This window comes from Streptomyces sp. NPDC051183, from assembly GCF_040682455.1.
In the GTDB taxonomy this organism is placed as follows: Bacteria; Actinomycetota; Actinomycetes; order Streptomycetales; family Streptomycetaceae; genus Streptomyces.
Genome location: NZ_JBFBBA010000006.1, coordinates 124693 through 145985 on the forward strand (window position 1 = coordinate 124693; position 21293 = coordinate 145985).

A 21293-nucleotide genomic window follows, 5' to 3' on the forward strand; every position below is an offset into this window, starting at 1 on the left:
GCGGGCCCGCTCGGCCAGTTTCTTCAGCCCGGGCTCCAGGTCGGAGTAGGCCACCGGCAGGCGGTAACCGCGGCCGTCCTCGGCGGTGGGCTCGCCCCAGCCGGCCGGGAGGGAGAGGGCGGGGTAGGCGTCGACGGTGTGCGCCCAGTACTCGCGGTCGCCTTCGTCCGCGAGGGACTCCAGCTCGCCGGCGATGAAGTCGGCGTAGCGGGCGGGCACGGGCTCGCGGCCGGCGTCGGGGTCGCCGCCCTCGCGGACCGTGCGGTAGACGTCGAGGATCTCCATCAGGAGGGAGTGGTGGCTCCAGCCCTCCAGGATGATGTGGCTGTGGGTCAGGGAGAGCCACCATGCCCGGTCGCTCTCGACGAGGGCGGCGATGCGCAGCAGGGAGTGGTCGCCGAGGGCGAAGGGGCGGGACTCCTCGACCGCGACGTGGGCCTGGACGGCACGGGTCAGCGACTCCTCGTCGCGGATGCCCGTCAGGTCCTCCACGTGGAGGGGGATCTCGGCGGTGGCGTGGACGAGCTGCATCGGCACGGAGTAGCCGGTGAGGTCGATCGACGTGCGCAGGACCTCGTGCCGGGCGGCGACGGTACGGGCAGCCGCCTCCAGCGCGGTGCGGGAGAAGGCGTGCCCGTCGCGGACCCGGAAGGAGGTCACGCGGTGGTAGTCGTCCCCGCCGTCCTCGACCAGGGTCTCCACGGCCATGCCGGTCTGCACCTGCGAGAGCGGGTAGGCGTCGGCGAGGCCCTCGGGTATCCGTTCCCTGTCCTCATCGGTGAGCAGGGCGAAAGGGGCGAGGCCTCCCTCCCCCGGCGCGGGCTGCGGCTCGGCGGCCGTCGGCGCGGCCTGGGTGCGGAGCAGGGCGAGGAGGTCGGCGACCGAGGTCTGGTCGGAGAGGCCGTCGGCGGCGAGGTCGATGCCGGCCGCCGCGAGCGCACCGGCAAGCGCCTCTGCCGCGTCGGCCGCCCCTGCCGTCCGGGTGGAGATGTTCGTCGGTGACACGGTGTCCTCCTGCTGTGCCTGCGCCGCGAGATGGTCCGCCAGCTCGGCGACGGTCTGGTACGTGAAGATCGTTCGAACGGAGAGTCGGTGGCCGAGAGCCTTCAGCGCGCCGACGACGGAGACCGCCCGGATGGAGTCGCCGCCGAGGTCGAAGAAGCTGTCCTCGACGCTCACCCGTTCGAGCCCGAGAGCTGATTCCCAGGCATGAGCGATGCTCGCCTCGGCGTCTGTGCGGGGAGCTATATAAGTGCTCTCGGCGCCGCGGGTGGGGGCGGGCAGGGCCTTGCGGTCGAGCTTGCCGGCCGTGTTGAGCGGCCAGGCGTCGAGTTCCACGAAGGCGCCGGGGACCATGTAGTCGGGCAGTTCCTCGCGCAGGAAGCCGCGTACGGCGGCCTGGTCGATGGCGCCCTCGGCCGGGATCACGTACCCGACGAGCCAGGTGTCCCCCGACTCCTCGGTACGGGCGATCACGGCCGCGTCGCGGACCTGCGGGTGGGCCAGCAGCCGGGACTCGATCTCGCCGAGCTCGATGCGGTAACCACGGATCTTCACCTGGTGGTCGGTACGACCGAGGAACTCCAGCGAACCGTCGAACAGACGCCGCGCCAGGTCACCCGTCTTGTACAGACGCGTACCGGCAGGCCCGAACGGGTCCGGGGCGAAACGTTCCGCCGTCAGATCCGGACGACCCAGGTATCCCTGCGCCACGCCGTCACCGGCGATGCACAGCTCACCCACCACACCCAGCGGAACCGGCTGCATCAACGCATCCACCACATAGAACTGCGTGTTGTCGATCGGAGCACCGATCGAAACCGCCTCAGCGCCCTCGGGCACCTCCCACGCCGACGACCAGATCGTCGTCTCCGTCGGACCGTAGACGTTCACCAACCGACCGACACGCGCGCGCAGTTCACGCGCCAGCTCCACCGGCAGCGCCTCACCGCCCACCAGGGCCGTCACGCCTCCGTCGGCGAAGCCCGATTCCAGCAGCAGCTTCCAGCCCGACGGGGTGGCCTGGACGTGCGTGACCTCCTGCTCGCGGACGAGCTCGGCCAGGTCGTCCCCGGCCTCGGCGATGACCACGCGGTGGCCACCGATCAGGGGCAGGTAGAGCTCCAGCCCCGAGATGTCGAAGGAGACGGAGGTGGAGGCCAGCCAGGACTCGCCCCAGCCGGCGCCGAGCACCCGGCGGATGCCGACGAGCAGGTTGCCCAGCGCCCCGTGCGTGACCTGCACGCCCTTCGGCTTGCCGGTGGAGCCCGAGGTGTAGAGCACGTACGCCACCGCGGCCGGGTCGACCGCGATGTCCAGCGGGTCCGAGTCCAGTTCGGCGGTGACGGCCGCGTCCGTACCGTCGACCAGCAGCCACTCCCCGGAGTGGATCTCGTCGGCCACCGGCCCGAGCGCGTCCTGGGTGACCAGGACGGAGGGGCGGGCGTCGGCGACGATCCCGCCGAGCCGGGAGGCCGGGTGCGAGGCGTCGAGCGGCAGGTACGCCGCCCCCGCCTTCTGTACGGCGAGCAGCGCGACCAGCAGCTCCACACCGCGCTCCAGCAGCACACCGACCACGTCACCCGGGCGCACGCCCATGGCGAGCAGGTGGCGGGCGAACCGGTTGGAGCGGGCGTCCAGCTCCCCGTACGAGAGGGACCGGCCGCCGGAGGTGACGGCCCGCGCCTCCGGGGTGTCCAGGACCCGGGCCGCGAACAGCGCGGTGACGGTCCCGGCCGTGGCGGCGGTGGCGGTGTCGTTACCCTCCGCCAGGACCCGGGCGCGCTCGCCCTCGGGCAGCAGCGGCGCCTGGGCGTCACCCTCGGGGTCGGCGGCCATCGCCTCCAGGGCCAGGCGGTACATGGCCGCGATGCGATCAGTGTTCTCCTGCGAGAGCACCGCTCCGTGCGCGGTGAGCACCAGGTGCCCCTTGCGGGTGGCGACGGTCAGCGGGAACTCCGTCGGGCCTTCCTGGGGGTCGGCGAGCTGCGCCGAGGCGCCCGCGTGCTCCAGGCTGCCGTCGGTGACCCGCCCGTAGTCCTGGTAGTTGAAGTACACGTTCAGCAGCTGGCGGCCGCCCGCGAGGCGCTGGATGGCCGGCAGCGGGTGGCGCCGGTGGGACCAGGCCCCGATCTCGGCGGCGAAGACCTGGGCGACGAGCTCGCTCCACGTGGCGGCGCTGCGGTCGTGGGCGAACGGCAGGGTGTTGAGGTGCATGCCCAGCACCCGCTCCGAGCCCGGGAGTTCGGGACGGGCGTCGGCCACCAGGCCGCTGTGGAAGGACTGCTCGGGGGTGAGCCGGCTCATCACCGCCAGGTGCGCGGCGAGCAGCACGCTCTTGAACGAGGTGCCCGTCGCGGCCGCGAGCTCGCGCAGCCGCGGCTCCAGGTCCCCGAAGGCGACCGGGGCGCGGCGCACACCGGGCTCCCCGCCCCAGCCCGCGGGCAGTTCCAGGGCCGCGTTGCCGTCGACGACGGACTGCCAGTAGGCGCGGTCGGCGTCATCGGCGAGGGAGTCCAGCTCACCCGCGATGAAGTCGGCGTAGCGGGCGGGGGTGGCCGCGGGAGCCGTGGCGGCGCCCGTGTCGCGGATCTCCCGGTAGACGGCGAGGAGTTCGCCGAGGAGGGCGTGGTAGCTCCAGCCCTCCAGCACGGGGTGCGCGTAGGTGAGGGTCAGGTGCCAGGAGCCGGTGGTCAGGACCTGCGCGGAGAACCGGACGAGCGGCGGCTCGGCGACGGCGAACACCGCCTGCCGTTCGGCCTGTTCGTGCGCGATGACGGCACGCTCGCGGGCCCGCGGGTCCAGCAGCGACAGGTCGGCGACCGCGACCGTGGTGGGCGCGCTCGCGCGGACCAGCTGGAGCGGGGTGCTGTACGAGGTCAGGTCGAAGCCGGTGCGCAGCACCTCGTGGCGGGCGATGACCTCCTCGGCGGCCCGCTGGAGGGCGGCGGCGTCGAAGGGCCGGTCGTCCTGGACCTCGAAGCCGTCGACGTTGTGGTACGCCGCCTGCTCGTCGTCCAGGTCCATCTCGACGAGCATGCCGAGCTGCACCTGGGAGACCGGGTAGGCGTCGGTGACCCCGGCGGGCAGGGCGGCCCGGTCGGCGTCGGAGAGCAGCGCGTACGGCCGGACGTACTCCGCGGCCGTGACGGCCGGGGCCTCGCGGCCGTCGAGGTGGCGGGCGAGAGCGGCCACGCTGTTGTGGGTGAAGATGTCGGGCACGGAGACCTGGAAGCCCGCGGCGCGGACCTCGGAGGCCAGACCGATGGCGCGGATGGAGTCGCCGCCGAGGTCGAAGAAGCTGTCCTCGACACTGACCTGCTCGTGGCCCAGGGCGGTGGCCCAGGCCTCGGCGAGACGGGCCTCGGTCTCGGTACGGGGCGCCACGTACTCGGCGGCGGCCGCGAACTCGGTGGGGGCGGGCAGCGCCTTGCGGTCGAGCTTCCCGGCCGTGTTGAGCGGCCAGGCGTCGAGTTCCACGAAGGCGCCGGGGACCATGTAGTCGGGCAGTTCCTCGCGCAGGAAGCCGCGTACGGCGGCCTGGTCGATGGCGCCCTCGGCCGGGATCACATAGCCGACGAGCCAGGTGTCCCCCGACTCCTCCGTACGGGCGATCACCGCCGCGTCACGCACCTGCGGGTGGGCCAGCAGCCGGGACTCGATCTCACCCAGCTCGATGCGGTAACCACGGATCTTCACCTGGTGGTCGGTACGACCGAGGAACTCCAGCGAACCGTCGAACAGACGCCGCGCCAGGTCACCCGTCTTGTACAGACGCGTACCGGCAGGCCCGAACGGGTCCGGGGCGAAACGTTCCGCCGTCAGATCCGGACGACCCAGGTATCCCTGCGCCACGCCGTCACCGGCGATGCACAGCTCACCCACCACACCCAGCGGCACCGGCTGCATCAACGCATCCACCACGTACAGCTGGGTGTTGTCGATCGGGGAGCCGATGGAGATCGCTGCGGCCTCGGCCGGCACCTCCCAGGTGGCGGACCAGATGGTCGTCTCGGTCGGACCGTAGACGTTCACCAACCGGGCCACGTGGCCGCGCAGTTCGCGGGCCAGCTCGACCGGCAGGGCCTCGCCGCCGACCAGCGCGGTCACCGCGCGGTCGGAGAAGCCCGCCTCGCGGAGCAGCTTCCAGCCGGACGGGGTGGCCTGGACGTGGGTCACGCGCTCGGCGGCGACCAGTTCGGTCAGGTCGTCCCCGGCCTCGGCGATGACCACGCGGTGGCCGCCGGTCAGGGGCAGGTAGAGCTCCAGCCCCGAGATGTCGAAGGAGACGGAGGTCGAAGCCAGCCAGGACTCCTCCGCCCGGGCCTCGCCCAGCACCCGGCGGATGCCGACGAGCAGGTTGCCCAGCGCCCCGTGCGTGACCTGCACGCCCTTCGGCTTGCCGGTAGAACCCGAGGTGTAGAGCACGTACGCCACCGCGGCCGCGTCCACGGCCGGCAGTGCGCCGACCGCGTCCACCGGGGCGCCGTCCACGGGCAGCCAGCCGCCCGGGTGGATCTCGTCGGCGGTGGCCGCCAGCGAGGGCTGCGCGATCAGTGCCACCGGCGCCGCGTCCGCGACGATCCCGGCGAGCCGGGAGGCCGGGTGCGAGGCGTCCATCGGCAGGTACGCACCACCCGCACGCTGTACGGCGAGCAGCGCGACCAGCAGCTCGACACCGCGCTCCAGCAGCACACCCACCACGTCACCCGGACGCACGCCCTCGGCGACCAGCCGGTGCGCCAGCGCCTCCGACCGGGCATCCAGCTCGGCGTACGACAGCGACACGCCACCGCTGGTGACGGCCACCGCGTCCGCAGACGCAGCCACCCGCGCCGCGAACAGCTCGGGCACCGTCCCCGCGGAGGCGGCCGTGGAGGAGTCGTTCCACTCCTCCAGCACCCGGGCCCGCTCGTCGGCGGGCAGCAGCACGGCCCGCGCGTCGCCCTCGGGGTCCGCGGCCATGGCCACGAGCACCCGGCGGTACATCGCGGCGACCCGCTCCGCGTTGTCCCGGGAGAGGGCCCGCCCGTTGGCGGTGACGATGATGTGCCCGGCGCGGCTGGAGACCGTCAGCGGGAACTCGGTCGGGCTGTCGTCGATGCTGGCGAGGTAGTCGACGCGGTCCAGGTCGACCTGGTGGAAGTCCTGGTAGTTGAAGTACACCTCGATGAGCTGGCGGCCGCCGGCCAGGCGCTGCACTGCGGGCAGCGGGAAGCGGCGGTGCGGCCACAGCTCGACCTCGGCGGCGAAGACCTGGGCGACGAGCTCGCTCCAGGTGGCGGCGGCGCCGGCGTCGTGTGCGAAGGGCAGGGTGTTGAGGTACATGCCGTACACCCGGTCCGCGTCGAGCAGTTCGGGGCGGGAGTCGCAGACCAGGCCCGCGGTGAAGCGGGTCTGCTCGGTGAGCTGGCTCATCACCTTGAGGTGGGCGGCGAGCATGACGCTCTTGAACGAGGCGCGGCTGCGGGTGGCGAGGGTGCGCAGCCGGTCGTACAGGTCCTCGACGGGGACCTCGATGACGTGGATGGCGCGCGGGGAGCCGGGGGCCTCGCCCCAGCCCGCGGGGGCGGCGATCGGGGCGTACTCGTCGGTGATCCGGGACCAGTAGGCGTGGTGGGTCTCGTCCTCCAGCGCCCGGGCCTCCTCGGCGATGAAGTCGGCGAAGCGGATCGCGGTCGGCTCGGGCTCCCGGACCGGACGGCCGTCGCGCAGGGCGGCGTACAGGTCGAGGATCTCCATCAGGAGGGAGTGGTGGCTCCAGCCCTCCAGGACGGGGTGGCATTCGGTGACCGACAGCCACCAGCCGCCGGTGCCGGTGTCGTGCGCGTACAGGCGCATCAGGGCCGGGACGGCGAGGTCGAAGACGTCGGCGCGCTCGCGGGCGGTGTGGTCGAGGATCGCGGCGCGGATCTCGTCCTCGTCGAGGCCGCGCAGGCTCTGGCTGCCGACGGCCATCTCGGCCTCGGCGTGCACGAGCTGCATCGGTACGGAGTAGCCGTCGAGGTCGATGGAGGTGCGCAGCACCTCGTGGCGCGCGGTGACGATGCGGGCGGCCTCGACGAGGGCGGCGTGGTGGAAGGGGCGCTCGTCGCGGATCCGGAAGCTGGTGACGTTGTGGTAGTTGTTCGCGCTGCCGGGCAGGGCCATCTCCAGCACCATGCCGGTCTGCACCTGGGAGAGCGGGTAGGCGTCGGTGAGGCCCGCCGGGAGCCGGTCGCGGTCGCCCGGCCGGATCAGCTGGAACGGGCGGACGGGCTCGGGGAGTTCGGCGGGCGCGGTCCGGCCGGTGACGAGTTCGGCGAGGCGGGCCACCGTGCGGCGGTCGAAGACGTCGCGGACGGTGACGTCGAAGCCGGCGGCGCGCAGGGAGCCGACGAGGGCGACGGCGCGGATGGAGTCGCCGCCGAGTTCGAAGAAGCTGTCGTCGACGCCGAGGGCGTCGAGGCCGAGGACCTCTTCCCAGACGTCGGCGATGCGCTGCTCGGCGGGCGTACGGGGGGCCGTGCGGGTTCCGGTGGCGCGTCGGGCGTCGCTGCCGGGGGCGGGCAGGGCGCGCTTGTCGAGCTTGCCGTTGGTGGTGAGCGGCAGCCGCTCCAGGGTGACGAAGGCGGCCGGGATCATGTACGGGGCGAGGTCGCGGGCGAGGGCCTCGCGCAGGTCGGCGGGGTCGTGGGCGGCGCCGCCCGCGGTGATCAGGTAGGCGACGATCTCCTTGGCGCCGGGGGTGTCCTCGCGCAGGACGACGACGGCGTCGTGGATGCCGGGCAGGGCGGCCAGGGCGGCCTGGATCTCGCCGAGTTCGACGCGGTAGCCGCGGATCTTGATCTGGCCGTCGGCGCGGCCGAGGAATTCGAGGCTGCCGTCCGGGCGGCGGCGGGCGATGTCGCCGCTCTTGTAGAGGCGGGAGCCGGCCGGGCCCCACGGGTCGGGCACGAAGCGCTCGGCGGTCAGGGCGGGGCGGCCGAGGTAGCCGCGGGCGACGCCGGGTCCGGCGACGTGGATCTCGCCGAAGACGCCGACGGGGACGGGTTCGCCCCAGGCGTCGAGGAGGTGGACGCGCAGGTCGTCGAGGGGGACGCCGATGGGGTTGCTGGCGTCGGGGGCGAGGTCGGCCTCGGTGACCTCGTAGAAGGTGGTGTGGACGGTGGTCTCGGTGATTCCGTACATGTTGAGCAGGGCCGGGGCGGCGAGGCCGCGCCGGTCGGTCCACGGCTTCAGGTCCGGCACGGTCAGCTTCTCGCCGGCGAAGACGACGGCGCGCAGGGCGAGCCGGTCGATGCGCGGGTCGCCCTCGGCCGCGGCGACGACCAGGGAGCGGAAGGCGGACGGGGTCTGGTTGAGGACGGTGACCTGCTGGTCGACGAGCAGGTCGAGGAACTCGTCGGGCGAGCGGGTGACGGCGGCGGGGACGACGACGAGCTTGCCGCCGTGCAGCAGCGCGCCCCACATCTCCCAGACGGAGACGTCGAAGGCGTAGCTGTGGAAGAGCGGCCAGACGTCTTCGGTGGAGAACCCGTAGTGCCGGTAGGCGGTGGTGAGCAGGCGCAGGATGTTGCGGTGGCTGAGGCACACGCCCTTGGGCTTGCCGGTGGAGCCCGAGGTGTAGATGACGTAGATCAGCTGATCCGGGTGGCCAGCCAGCGACGGATTCGCAGTCGGAAGGCTCTGCCAGTGCTGCGAGCCGGTCTCTCGGTCGAGTACGACGAGCGGGCCCTCATGGATCTCCTCGATCATCGGGGCGTGGCGCGTCTCGGTGAGCACGGCGAGGGCGCCGGCGTCCTTCAGGACGTACGCGAGACGGTCGGCCGGGTTGGCCGGGTCGAGCGGGAGGTAGCCGGCGCCGGACTTCAGTACGCCGAGGAGGGCGGGCATCAGCTCGGGGCCGCGCTCCAGGCAGATGCCGACGAGGGTGTCGGGCCCGGCGCCGAGGGTGCGCAGGTGGTGGGCGATGCGGTTGGCACGGGCGTTGAGCTCGGCGTACGTGAGCTCCTGCCCGTCGGCGCTGACGGCGACCGCGTCGGGGGTGGCGGCGACCTGGGCCTCGAACACCTCGTGGACGAAGCGCGGGTCGGGGGTCTCCTCGGGCGCGGGCTGGATGACCAGGGCCCGCTCGGCGGGGGCGAGGACGTCGAGGGCGGACAGCCTGGCGGCCGGGTCGGCGGCGATGGAGTGCAGCAGGCGGCCGAAGTGGTCGGCGAGGCGCTGCGCGGTGGCGGCGTCGAAGAGGGCGGTGGCGTACTCGAAGCGGCCGCGCAGGGTGCCGTCCGGGACCTCCTCGACCAGGAGCTGGAGGTCGAAGCGGGCGGTGTCTGCGGGGGTCTCGAACGGTTCGACGGTGATGCCGGGCAGGTCGTAGGCGGCCGTGCGGGACTCGTGGAGGGTGAAGGCGGCCTGGAAGAGGGGGGTGCGGGACAGGTCGCGCTCGGGCTGGATGGCGTCGACGAGGCGGGCGAAGGGCATGTCCTGGTGGTCGAAGGCGTCGAGGACGTCGACGCGGCTCTGCTCCAGCAGCCGCGTGAAGCGCGGGTCTCCGTCCCAGCTGCCGCGCAGGACGAGGCTGTTGATGCCGTAGCCGATGAGCTGCTGGAGCTCGGGCCGGGTGCGGCCGGAGACCACGGTGCCGACGGCGATGTCGCTGGTGCCCGTGTACTTGGCGAGGAGGGTCTGGTAGGCGGTGAGCAGCACCGTGAAGAGGGTGGTGCGGTGCTCGGTGGCGAGTCCGCGCAGGGAGGCGGCGAGCTGCGCGGGCAGGTCGAGGGCGACGGCCGCGCCGGCGGAGCTGCGGACGGCGGGGCGGGGGCGGTCGGCGGGCAGGTCGAGGGGGGCGACGCCGTCGAGCCGGTCGCGCCAGTAGGCGAGGTGCTGGTCGAGCGCCGGTCCTTCGGTGTTCTTCTGCTGCCACGCCGCGAAGTCGGCGTACTGGACGGTCAGTTCGGAGGCCGGGCGGGAGCCGCGGTAGTAGGCGCTGAGGTCCTGGGCGAAGATCTGCGTGGACCAGGCGTCGCAGGCGATGTGGTGGAAGACGAGTACGAGGACGTGCTCGGTGGCGGAGAGCCGGATGAGGCGGACCCGCAGCGGCCATTCGCCGGCGAGGTCGAAGGCCTGCTGGGCATACTCGGCCGTGAGCTGGCGGGCGACGCTCTCCCGGTCGGCGGCGGGCAGCGCGGCGAGGTCCTCTACGAGGAACGGCACCGGGCCGGGCTCGTCGACGAGCTGGGCCGGCTCGTCGCCGAACAGGTCGTAGCGGGTGCGCAGCACCTCGTGGCGGGCCACGACCCGGTCGACGGCGGTGCGCAGGGCGCTCTCGTCGAGGTCTCCGGTGAGTCTGATGGCGAGCGGGACGAGGTATTCGGGGCTCTCCGGCTCCAGGCGGTTGAGGAACCACATCTGCTGCTGTCCGGCGGAGAGCGGCAGCGGGAGTCCGCGGTCCACGCGGGGGATCTCCTGGTGGCCGGCGGCGCCGGCTCGGCCTGCGGTGAGCCTGCGGAGCAGCTCAGCGCGGAGCTGGTCGGGAGTCTGGGTACGCTCGGCGCTGGTGGTCATGCCTGGTGCTCCTTCAGCTGCGTGGAGGCGGAGAAGTCGTGGGTGGGGGCGGCCACTTCGGCGAGCGGCTCGGCGGCGGCGAGTTCGGCCTGGACCAGCGCCTCGACGGCGCGGGCGAGTCCGGCGACGCTGGGGCCCTCGAAGATGGCGCGGAGCGGCAGGGAGACGAGGAACTCGGCCTGGATCCGGGAGATCAGGCGGATGCCGAGGATCGAGTTGCCGCCGCTCTGGAAGAAGTCGTCGTGCACGTCGGGCTCGACGCCGAGCAGTTCCTGCCAGATCGAGGCGATGTGCTCCTCGACGATGTCGCGGGGGCCGGTGCGGCCGGTGTCGCCGTCCGTCTGCGGCTCGGCGGGGTCGGGCAGCCGGCCGCGGTCGAGCTTGCCGTTCGCGGTCAGCGGGATGGCGTCGAGGGCGACGTACGCGCTGGGCAGCATGTAGTCGGGCAGCAGCCGGGCGCAGTGCGCGGTGAGTTCGGCGGTGTCGGGCAGTTGCCCGTCGGCGGGGACCAGGTAGGCGGTCAGGCCCCGGTCGGCGGTGATGGCCGCGTCGCGGACGCCGGGGTGGGCGGTGAGGACGGCTTGGATCTCTCCGGCCTCGACGCGGAACCCGCGGACCTTGATCTGGTGGTCGATGCGGCCGAGGAAGGCGACGGTGCCGTCGGGCAGCTGCCGGGCCAGGTCCCCGGTCCGGTAGAGGCGGGAGCCGGCCGGGCCCCACGGGTCGGGCAGGAACTTCTCGGCGGTCAGGCCCGGGCGGCCGGTGTAGCCGCGGGCGACGCCGGTGCCGCCGACGTGGAGTTCACCGATCGCGCCCAGCGGTACGGGGCGCAGCTCCGGGTCGAGGACGTACATCGACAGGCCGGGCAGCGGGCGGCCGATGGGGACGACCCCGGCCTCGGGCGCGTCCACGGGGTGGATGCAGGTGCCGACGGAGCATTCGGTGGGCCCGTACTCGTTGATCAGCCGACCGGGGCCGAGGAGTTCGAGCCAGCGGTTGGCCGCGGCGCCGGGGAAGGCCTCGCCGGCGACGAGCACGGTCCGCGCCAGGCTCTCGGCCTGCTCGTCGGTGAGCTGCTGGGACAGGATGTCGAGGTGGCCGGGGGTGAGCTTGACGAAGCTGTACGGGGCGCCCTGCGCGAGGGTGCTGCCGAGGTCGGCGAGGTCGAGTCCGGCGGGCAGGACGTGCAGCGGCTGGCCGGCGACGAGCGGTGCGTACAGGTTCGGTACGACCAGGTCGAAGGCGGTGGAGGAGAAGAGGGCGGCGCCTCCGCCGTGGCTGCCGGCGAGGTCGCGGGCAGCCCAGGCGACGTGGTTGGCGAGGCCCCTCTGCTCGACGGCGACGCCCTTGGGGCGGCCGGTGGAGCCCGAGGTGAAGATCGTGTAGGCGATGGCGAGCGGGTCCTGCCGACGCGGCGGCCGGGTGCTCGGCAGTGCGTCGAGAACGGCCCGGTCGCGGTCGACGACGACGAGTTCGCCGGGGAAGACGGGCGCCATGCGCACGGCGTGGTCGGCGGTGGTGACCAGGACCCGGGCGCCCGCGTCGGCGAGCATCCCCGCGAGGCGCGCGGCCGGGTGGGCGGGGTCCAGGGGCACGTAGCCGGCGCCGGTCTTCCAGCTGCCGAGGAAGGCGGCCAGCAGGTCGGGGCCGCGGTCCAGCAGTACGCCGACGAGGTGCTCGGTGGTCGTACCGGACTGGCGCAGCCGCCGGGCGAAGCGGTTGGCGCGGGCGTCGAGTTCGGCGAAGGTGGTGCTGTGGCCCCCGTACCGCAGGGCGGTGGCCTCGGGGCGCTCCGCGGCCCGCGCCTCGAACAGGTCGAGCACGGTGGCCTCGGCGGGCTCGGCGACCGTGGTGTGGGCGCCGGTGTTCCACTCGACGAGCTGGCGGTGGCGCTCGGCGGCTCCGGCGAGCTCCAGCGCGCCCAGGGGGGTGGCCGGGTCTGCGACGGCCGCGGCGAGGAGGCGCACGAAGTGGTCGACGAGGCGCTGCACGGTGGCGTCCTCGAACAGCGAGGTCGCGTACTCCAGGACACCGGCGAGCGTGCCGTCGGGGCGGCGGCGCAGGAACAGGGTCAGGTCGGTCTTGGCGATCTGCCAGGCCTGCCGGAAGGTCTCCAGGTCGTCCAGGTCGGCGCCGCCGGTGGTCAGCGTCTCGTCGTGCAGGTCGAAGGCGGCCTGGTAGACGGGCGTGCGGGAGAGGTCGCGGTCGCCCTGCACCTCCTCGACCACCCGCTCGAAGGGCACCTCCTGGTGGCCGAAGCCGGCCAGGGTGACCTCGCGGACCCGGTCGAGGGCCTCGCCGAAGCCCAGGTCGGGGGTGAGGCCGGCGCGCAGGGCCAGGGAGTTCAGGAAGAAACCGACCAGGTTGGCTGTTTCGGGTCGGCCGCGGCCGGCGACCGGGGTGCCGATGGTGACGTCCCATTCGCCGCCGTGCCGGGCGAGCAGGGTCGCGTACCCGGTGAGCAGGGTCATGAAGGGGGTCGCACCGTGGCGGCGGCCCAGTTCGGCCAGCGCGTCGGCGGTCTCGGCGGGGATCACCACGGGTACGACGGCGCCGCGGTGGTCGCGTTCGGCCGGGCGCGGGTGGTCGGTGGCCAGGGCCAGCGGGGAGTGCCCGTCGAGGGCTTCGCGCCAGTACGCGAGGTCGGCGGCCAGGGTCTCCTCGGTGAGCGCGGTGCGCTCCCAGGCGGCGTAGTCGGCGTAGCCGAGGGCGAGTTCGGGCAGCTCGGGGGCGCGCCCGGCGGCGAAGGCCGCGTACAGCTCGCCGAACTCCCGCTCCAGCAGGGCGGAGGACCAGCCGTCGCAGGTGATGTGGTGCAGGGCGATCACCAGCACCGGGCTGCGGCCCTCGACGCGGACCAGCAGGGCCCGCCACAGCGGCCCGTCCTGGAGGTCGAAGCCGCGGCCGAAGTGCCCGGCGACCAGGGCTCCGAGACCCTCGCGGGTGGCGGTGGTCTCGGCGAGCTCGACCGGGCCGGCGGCGACGATGCGCTGGCCGCTCTCGTCGGCGTCGGCCGGGTAGCGGGTGCGCAGCGCCTCGTGCCGCACTTCGAGCGCGTCCAGGGCGCGCTGGACGAGCGCGGTGTCGGCGCCCTCGGGCAGGCCGATGATGAGCGGGGAGACCCACTCGGCCCCGCCGGGGTTCATCCGGTCCTGGAAGTGCAGCCGGCGCTGGCCGAAGGAGAGCGGCAGGACGCCGGTCCGGTCGACGGGGACCAGGGCGGGCCGGACCCCGGCGGCGGTCAGCAGGGCGGCCTGCGCCTCGACGGTGGCGGAGGTGAACAGCTCGGCCGGGGTGACGTCCTTGCCGGTGGCCTCGCGCAGCCGGGCGGCGAGCCGGGTGATGAGCAGGGAGTCGCCGCCGAGGCGGAAGAAGTCGTCGTGGACGCCGACGCGTTCGACGGGCAGCAGCCCCTGCCAGACCTCGGCGACGATCCGCTGGGCCTCGGTGTGCGGGGCGGTGTACGGCCGGTCGGCGTCGTCCTGGACGGGGCTGGGCAGGGCGGCCCGGTCGAGCTTGCCGTTGCTGGTGAGCGGGAAGGCGGCGAGGGGGATCAGGACGGTCGGCACCAGCGCCTCGGGCAGCAGCCCGCGCAGGAAGGTGCGCAGGTCGGCGGGGAGCGCGGCGTCGGCGGTGGTGAGGTGGGCGGTCAGCCGCTTGGCTCCGTCGGCGCCCTCGGGGGCGGTGACCACGGCGCCGGTGACCTCGGGGTGGGCCAGCAGCGCGGCCTCGACCTCGCCGGGCTCGATGCGTACGCCGTTGACCTTCACCTGGTGGTCGGCGCGGCCGCGGTACTCCAGGGTGCGGTCGGCGCGCCAGCGGACCAGGTCCCCGGTGCGGTAGAGCCGGCCGCCCGCGGAGCCGTACGGGTCGGGCACGAAGCGCTCGGCGGTCAGGTCGGGGCGGCCGAGGTAGCCGCGGGCCAGGCTGGTGCCGCCGATGTGGAGCTCGCCGGGGACGCCGACGGGGACCGGGCGGCCCTGCTCGTCGAGGACCAGCAGGCGGGTGCCGGGCAGCGGGCGGCCGATCGGGACGGGGCCGCTCGCCTGCGCGGGGTCGTAGGGCTGGGCGGTGACGTCGATGGAGCACTCGGTGGGCCCGTAGGTGTTCCAGACCTCCAGGCGCTCGCCGTGGCCGTCCAGGGCACGCCGGCACAGCTCGGCGTGGAGGGGCTCGCCGGCGGAGAACAGCAGGCGCAGCGCGGTCAGTTCGCGCCAGCCCGGCTCGGCGACGAGCAGCCGCAGTACGGAGGGCACCACCTGGAGCACGGTGGCCCCGAGGCGGGCGGCCGCGGCGACGAGTGCCTGGGGGTCGCGCTCGGCGCCGACCGGGGCGAGGGCGACGGCACCGCCGCTGACCAGGGGGCCGAAGACCTCCCAGCAGTGGGCGTCGAAGCCGATGGCCGTCTTGTGCAGGACCCGGTCGCCGGCGCCGAGGCCGTGCGTGCGGACCGTCCACAGCACGCGGTTGGCGATGCCCGCCTGGGTGACCTGCACGCCCTTGGGGCGGCCGGTGGAGCCCGAGGTGTGGATGACGTACGCGAGGTGGCCGCTCTGGACCGCGGCCTCGGGGGCGGTGTCCGGCAGGGAGGCGATCAGCTCCCACTCGGCGTCCAGGTCCACCTGGGGGGCGCCGAGTTCGGTGCCGGCGGACCGGCCGGCGGTCAGGACCACCGCGGGGCGGGCCTCGGCGACGAGCGAGCGCAGCCGCTCGGCCGGGTGCGCCGGGTCGAGCGGCAGGTAGGCGGCGCCGGTCTTCCAGACGGCGAGCAGCGAGACGACCAGCGAGGCGGAGCGCTCCAGGTGGACGCCGACCAGGGTGTCGGGGCCGACGCCGAGCCGGGTCAGGCGGTGCGCGAGGCGGTTGGCGGAGGCGTTGAGCTCGGCGTAGGTGAGCGGGGCCCGGCCGTCGGCGAGGACGGCGGGGGCGTCGGGGGTCTGCTGCGCCTGCTGGGCGACCAGCTCGGCGAGGGTCGAGCCGGCGTCATTCTGACGGGTCTGCGGAGTCATCTCTCGGGTCCTCTTGATGAGTTGACGGGCCGGCTCGAATCGGATGTGGCCGGATGCGTGCGGGTGTGGCTGCCTGGTGAAAGTGCTGCGCCGGCCCGGGCGGGGGCGGCCGGGCCGGCGCGGTCTGCGCGGTGGGGGGGGTGGGGTGGTGCGGTGGTGCGGGGGTTCCGGGACGAGCGGGTGGGGGGCGGGGGGCGGGGGGCGGGGGGCTGGGTCAGGAGGCGTTGGCGAGGGACTCGCCGGCGGCCGCCTGCTCCATCCGGCGGCGCAGGCTGAGCGGACGCATGTCGGTCCACACCTCGCCGATCCGGTCCAGGCAGGCCTCCTTGGAGCCCTCGAAGCCCTCCGCGTGCCAGCCGGCCGGCAGGTCGCGGTCGGCCCACCACACCGAGTACTGCTCCTCGTCGTTGCGGACCACGCGGTAGGTGCGCTCGTCGGTCTGGACGTCACTCATGTCGGTCTCCAAAACGGTTGGTCGGGCGGAGTTGAGTACGACTCTGCGAGGAGTCGCTATATCGACCCCATACGGGGTCCAGCGGCACGAACCCGCAGGTCATTGAGGTGTTCGAGGCTCTTGAGGGTGCTCTCCACATCGACTCCGAAGTCGATGAGGCAGCCCACTTCGTCGATGCCCAGCGCCTCCAGCCGCTCGACGACGGCGAGGCCGCGCTCGACCGTGCCGAACATGCCCTGGCGGTCGTAGAACCGCTGGAAGGCCCGCTCCACGAGGTAGTCGACGTCGGATTCCTGGACGCTCTTCGGGTCGAAGGAGCCGCGGTCGGAGTCGACCGTGCCCGACAGCAGTCCGAAGGAGGTCTTCAGGTACTCGGAGAGCGAGGGCCGCACCAGCTCGCGGACCTCCTCGGTGTCGGTGCCGAGGAAGGTGTGCAGCATCAGTACGACGTGGCCGGGCTTGTCCCCGTGGTGCTCGCGCAGGGCGGCCCGGTAGACGGCCAGCTTCCCGGCGAGTTCGTCGAGGTCCTGGCCGAGCAGGTGGGTCAGCACCCCGGCGCCGAGTTCGCCCGCTGTGCGGAAGGTGTCGGCGCTGCCCGCGCTGGTGATCCAGACGGGCAGTTCGGGCTGGACGGCCGGCGGGTAGATCCGTACGGCCGCGTCCTTGCCCTTGCCGTCGGGGAGGGTGACGCTCCCGCCCTGCCACAGGGCGCGTACGGACTCCACCGTCTCGGTGAGCAGTTCCTTGCGGCGCGCGTGGGCCTCGGGGCGCAGGACGAAGTCGGTGGGGTGCCAGCCGGAGGCGAAGGACACCCCGGCCCGGCCGCCGGAGAGGTTGTCGACGACCGACCAGTCCTCGGCGATGCGCAGCGGGTGGCCGAGCGGGGCGACGACGCTGCCGGCGCGGATGCCGATGCGCTCGGTGAGCGCGGCGAGGGCGGCGCCGGTGACGGCGGGGTTGGGGTAGAGGCCGCCGAAGGGGTGGAAGTGCCGCTCGGGCGTCCACACGGCCGTGAAGCCGTTGCGGTCGGCGAACTTGGCGCCCTCGATGAGGAGTTCGTAGCGCCCGGCGTCGCCGGAATCGGTGCTGTCGTTGGCGAAGTAGAACAGACTGAAGTCCACCCCGGCTCCTTCGGATCGGCTCGGCGGTCGGTTCGTTTGGTCGGCGAGCACGACGCTAAGGAGCCGGGGTTTTACCGCGTTATCGAATCCATTTCCGGCCAATGTGCGGAGCCGGGGGCGGAGCCGGACGGAGCCGGCGCCGGAAACGGGCGCCGGAAGCGGGCGCGGACGCGCGGACGCCCGCGGCACGGGAGGAGTGCCGCGGGCGTCCGCGAGGGGCCGGCGGGGCCGGCCACCGCCCCTACTGGGGCAGGGTGCCGGTGAGCCGGGCGACGAAGCTCCTGCCGGCGTGGCCGGTGGACCACAGGGTGGTGCCGCCGGGGTCGGTGCGCAGCCGCTCGATGTGCGTGGCGCTCAGCGGTGAGGCGGTCTTGACCCAGGACGTGCCGTTCCAGCGGCGCAGCGCGTCGGTGCCGCGCTGGGCGTACAGCCCGACGAGCCACTCGTTGCCGTACTTGGTGTAGGTGCTGACGATCGGTGCGGTGACCTTGTCGGTCCCGCAGATCTTGGGCGTCTGGAAGGCGGTGCCGTTCCAGTGCACGGCGGTGCTGCATCCGGCGCCCGTCTCGCGGGCGCCGAGCCACAGGTCCGTCGAGGTGCCGGCGATCTCGCCGTCGGTGGCGTAGAGGCCGCCGGGCAGGGTGGGCGCGGCCATCCGGGTCCAGGTGGTCCCGTTGGAGCGGGCCACGTAGAACTCGGAGGTCTTGCGGTCCACGGACTCGATGGTCCCGGTCACCCAGACGTCGCCCGGGCCGGCCCGGTGGATCTGCTCCAGCCGGACCGAACGCCCGGCGGGCTGCGGCAGGTTGGTGCGCGCCCAGGCGCTGCCGTCCCAGCGCAGTACGACCGGAACGATCGTGCTCTGCGACCAGTCGCTGCCCGCCACGAGGACCTCGCCCGGGGCCGTGGACACGGCGCTGCCGAAGGAGAACCCGTTGGGGAAGCGCCGCTCGGTCCAGGCCTGCCCGTCCCAGTGGTGGGCGCTGGGGGCGCCGAGGGTGGGGAGGCCGAGGGCCCAGACGTCGTCGGGCGAGGTGCCGGTGACGGCGTCGGCCGATCCGCTCGCCGCGGGCGGGGCGGGCTTCTGCGTCCAGGTGGAGCCGTTCCAGTACGCCATGGTCAGCGGGAAGGTGCAGGCCGGGAAGGCGTCGCACCACGGGTCGTACGAGGCCTCCACCACGACCACGGAGTCCGGGGCGAAGGCCAGCACCCCGCTGCGCCCGTCGCCCGGTCCGGATCCGTAGCCCGGGACGGGCTGGGTCACGTCCTCCCAAGTGCCCGTCGCCGCCTGGGCCGAGGTGACTCCGGCCAGGGCGAGGAGGGCGGCGGACGCGGCGACGGCGAGGCGGCCGACGGTACGGGTGCGCAGGTTCATCACAGTGCTCCGCTGAATCGCGAGACGAAGAGTCCGGTCGTGTCCTTGCCCACGGTCCAGAAGCCGGCTCCGCCGGGCTCCGCCGTGAAGCGGGTGACCGTGGTGCCGGTGGTGCGCGGGGACGGGAGCGGGGACCAGGCCGTGCCGGTCCACTTGCGCAGCCCCGTGGAGCCGCCGTTCGCGATCCAGGTCGTGCCGTACTTCACGACCGAGCTGATCTCGGTGCCGTCACAGGTGGGCACGGTCGTCCAGGACGTCCCATTGAAGCGCAGGGAGGTGAAGCAGCCGTCCTTGGTCTTCTTGCCGGTGATCCACAGGTCGGTGGAGGTGCCGGCCATCTGCTGGTTCACCAGGTCGTAAGGGGCGTTGAGGGCGGGCGCGGCGACCTGGGTCCACGTCGTGCCGTTGAACCGGGCGACGTACATCTCCGTCACCCCCTTGGCCACCGTGGTCTCGCCGGTGACCCAGATGTCGTTCGGGCCCGCCTGGTGGATGGCGTCGAGGTCGACGTGCTTGCCCGCGGGCGAGGGAAGGACCGTCACGGACCAGGCGCCGCCCGACCAGCGCCCCACCGCGGGGCGCCGGGTGGACGTCGAGGACTCGATGCCGATGGTCAGGACCTCGCCCCGGGTCACCGCTATGGCGTCGCTGCCGCCGCTGAACCTGTCGGGGAAGCCGTAGGTGGTCCAGGTGCTGCCGTTCCAGTGCTCGACGCCCCCGTTGGCGATGCCGCCCGGGTAGCCGAAGGACCACAGGTCGTCGGCCGCGGTGCCGGTCGTGCGGCCCTCGGGGTAGTCGTAGCCGTGGCTCGCCTGCTGCGGGGTCATGGTGGAGCCGTTCCAGGTCCACACGTACTCGGGCAGCCAGCAGCCGCCGATCCCGCACAGCCCCTCGTGCTCGGTGATGACGGCCGACGTGGCCGAGAAGGGCACGACCGAGGCCCCGTCCACCGCGACGTTGTACGGCAGCGGCTGCTGGACGAACTGCCAGTTGCCCGCTGCCTGCGCGCCCGGTGCGGGGAGCAGTGCGGCGGCGAAGGCCAGCACCCCGGCGGCGGCGCCCATGGCGAGCTTGCGTACATCCCGTATTCGGAACTTCAAGAGGTTCCTCTCCGTAGGCCGGCGCCGCCCGTTGCGGCGCCGGGCGTCGGTGCGCTCAGCCCAGGTCGAAGGTGGTCCCCAGGCCCTGGGCGCGCGCTGCCTCGACCGCGGCGAAGCCGGACATGATGTCCTGCACGCCGAGGCCGAGGGACTTGTAGACGGTCACCGCGTCGGGTCCGCCGCGGCCGCCGTGCCGGCCGAGCAGCACCTCGCCGAGCTCGGCCCGCAGGTGGTCCGCGCCGGCCAGGCCCTGTTCCAGGGCGGCCCGGATGTCGCCGGACTCCGCGAGCGCCGACTCGCGGCTGTCGACGAAGAGTTCGGCGCGGGCGACGGCCTCGGCGGTCAGTTCGCGCTGGTCGGGGAAGGAGCTGCCCACGGCGTTGACGTGGGCGCCCGGGGCGAGGTCGATGGCGTCCAGCAGCGGGGTCGTCGAGGAGGTGGTGGTGCACACCAGGTCGGCGCCGGTGACGGCCTCCCGGGGGCCGGCCACGACCTCGACGTCGATGCCGAGTTCGGCGGCGGCCCAGTCGCGGTAGGCGTCCGCGTTCTCGCCGCTGCGGCTCCACACCCGCACGCGCCGCAGGGCCCGTACCTCCCGCATGGCGCGCAGGTGGCTGCGGGCCTGCACCCCCGACCCGAGGATCGCGAGGTCGCCGGCCTCGGGGCGGGCGAGGGTGTCGGTGGCCACGGCGGAGACCGCGGCGGTGCGTACGGCCGTGACGGCCCCGGCGTCGAGGAGGCCGACCGGCTGCGCGGTGTCCGGGTCGAAGACGATGACCATGCCGATGTGCAGGTCGAGGCCGCGGGCCGGGTTCTCCGGCTTGAGGGCCATCACCTTGACGCCGAAGCCCGCGTGCCGCTCCCCCGATACGTGGCCGGGCATGGAGCCGAGCAGTCCGCTCTCCCCGGCGGGCCGGACGATGGTGCGCAGCGGCTGCGCGGCCCGGCCGCCGCTGTAGCGGCGCATGGCCTCGGCCATGACGGGGATGGCGGCGCGGACGGGATAGACCCGCTGGACGGTGTCCCGGTCGAGGAGCAGCACGTCAGTTCTCCAGGACGAAGACGGACCACACCATCTGGATGGTGCGGGTGGAGGAGATCAGCACCAGGTTGTGGCGGCGGGCCGCGGGCAGCGTGGTGAGGGCCAGGTCGGCCTCGCCCTCGCGGACGGCGCGGGCGGCGGCGCTGGTGGAGCTGACCAGGGAGATGTGCGGCTCCCCGAAGGAGTCGTCGAGGAGCTGGCCGATGATCGGCACCGGGGCGGGGTGGCTGGCGACGGTCGGGCGGTTCATGTTGGTGCCGCTGGGCAGGGCGACGATGCCGTAGGGCGGGGTCTCCATGAAGAAGGCTCCGGCCAGCTCCAGGCGCGGGTCCATGTAGAACCGGTTGACCCCGGCGTAGGCGTTGGCGACGACGAGGTGGCTGGCCCGCCCGTCGAGCAGGGCCTCGCCGGCCTCCTCGTACGTGTCGAACAGGCGCAGGGCGGGGGTGCGGCGGCGGCCGTCGGGCAGCCGCTGCCACAGCTGGCCGGCGGCCTGCTCGCTGCTGGTCCCGGGCGGCCCGAGGGTGGCGACGGCGGTCAGCGGGTGGCGCTCCAGCGGGGGTCTGGTGACCCAGTCGGCCGTCGCGGCGAGGGCCGCGGTGAGCGCGGAGGCCATGGGGACGGGCAGGGTCGCGGTGATCGTCATC

Annotated in this window: 8 protein-coding genes (1 of these 8 running past the window's edge); all 8 read right to left on the bottom strand. The window is 73.7% G+C overall.

Translation table 11 applies throughout. The features are described 5' to 3' along the window. Window positions 1–10545: the start of a non-ribosomal peptide synthase/polyketide synthase gene (locus AB0M99_RS07335; RefSeq protein WP_365917686.1), read on the bottom strand. 13032 nt of this gene lie to the left of the window's left edge; only the first 10545 of its 23577 coding nucleotides appear in the window; the start codon lies at window positions 10543–10545; its stop codon lies beyond the left edge, outside the window. Then, a complete protein-coding gene (locus AB0M99_RS07340) occupies window positions 10542–15554 on the bottom strand; it encodes an amino acid adenylation domain-containing protein (protein WP_365917687.1) in 5013 nt (1670 codons plus the stop codon). The genes AB0M99_RS07335 and AB0M99_RS07340 overlap by 4 nt, the downstream gene beginning before the upstream one ends. A 214-nt stretch (window positions 15555–15768) precedes the next feature. Further along, window positions 15769–16008 (bottom strand): MbtH family NRPS accessory protein, encoded by a 240-nt coding sequence (locus AB0M99_RS07345; protein WP_365917688.1) that lies wholly within the window; start codon window positions 16006–16008, stop codon window positions 15769–15771. A gap of 56 nt (window positions 16009–16064) precedes the next feature. After that, entirely contained in the window at window positions 16065–17129 is a 1065-nt protein-coding gene (locus tag AB0M99_RS07350) for an LLM class flavin-dependent oxidoreductase (RefSeq protein WP_365917689.1), read from the bottom strand. Between the two features lie 241 nt (window positions 17130–17370). After that, window positions 17371–18504 carry a hypothetical protein gene (locus AB0M99_RS07355; RefSeq protein ID WP_365917690.1) on the bottom strand — a complete coding sequence of 378 codons (1134 nt, stop codon included), beginning with the start codon at window positions 18502–18504 and terminating at the stop codon, window positions 17371–17373. Then, window positions 18504–19604, bottom strand: a complete 1101-nt coding sequence (locus AB0M99_RS07360; RefSeq protein WP_365917691.1) for a hypothetical protein — start codon at window positions 19602–19604, stop codon at window positions 18504–18506. Before AB0M99_RS07360 ends, AB0M99_RS07355 begins: the two co-directional genes overlap by 1 nt. Window positions 19605–19659: 55 nt before the next feature. Beyond that, on the bottom strand, window positions 19660–20646 hold the full coding sequence (locus AB0M99_RS07365; RefSeq protein ID WP_365917692.1) for an ornithine cyclodeaminase family protein: 987 nt from the start codon (window positions 20644–20646) through the stop codon (window positions 19660–19662). Window position 20647: 1 nt separating this feature from the next. Then, on the bottom strand, window positions 20648–21292 hold the full coding sequence (locus AB0M99_RS07370) for a hypothetical protein (RefSeq protein ID WP_365917693.1): 645 nt from the start codon (window positions 21290–21292) through the stop codon (window positions 20648–20650). Window position 21293: the final 1 nt, after the last annotated feature.

Coding starts and splice junctions, on each gene's coding strand:
- AB0M99_RS07340 (WP_365917687.1), bottom strand. CDS start 15,554: ATGACTCCGCAGACCCGTCAGAATGACGCCGGCTCGACCCTCGCCGAG.
- AB0M99_RS07345 (WP_365917688.1), bottom strand. CDS start 16,008: ATGAGTGACGTCCAGACCGACGAGCGCACCTACCGCGTGGTCCGCAAC.
- AB0M99_RS07355 (WP_365917690.1), bottom strand. CDS start 18,504: ATGAACCTGCGCACCCGTACCGTCGGCCGCCTCGCCGTCGCCGCGTCC.
- AB0M99_RS07370 (WP_365917693.1), bottom strand. CDS start 21,292: ATGACGATCACCGCGACCCTGCCCGTCCCCATGGCCTCCGCGCTCACC.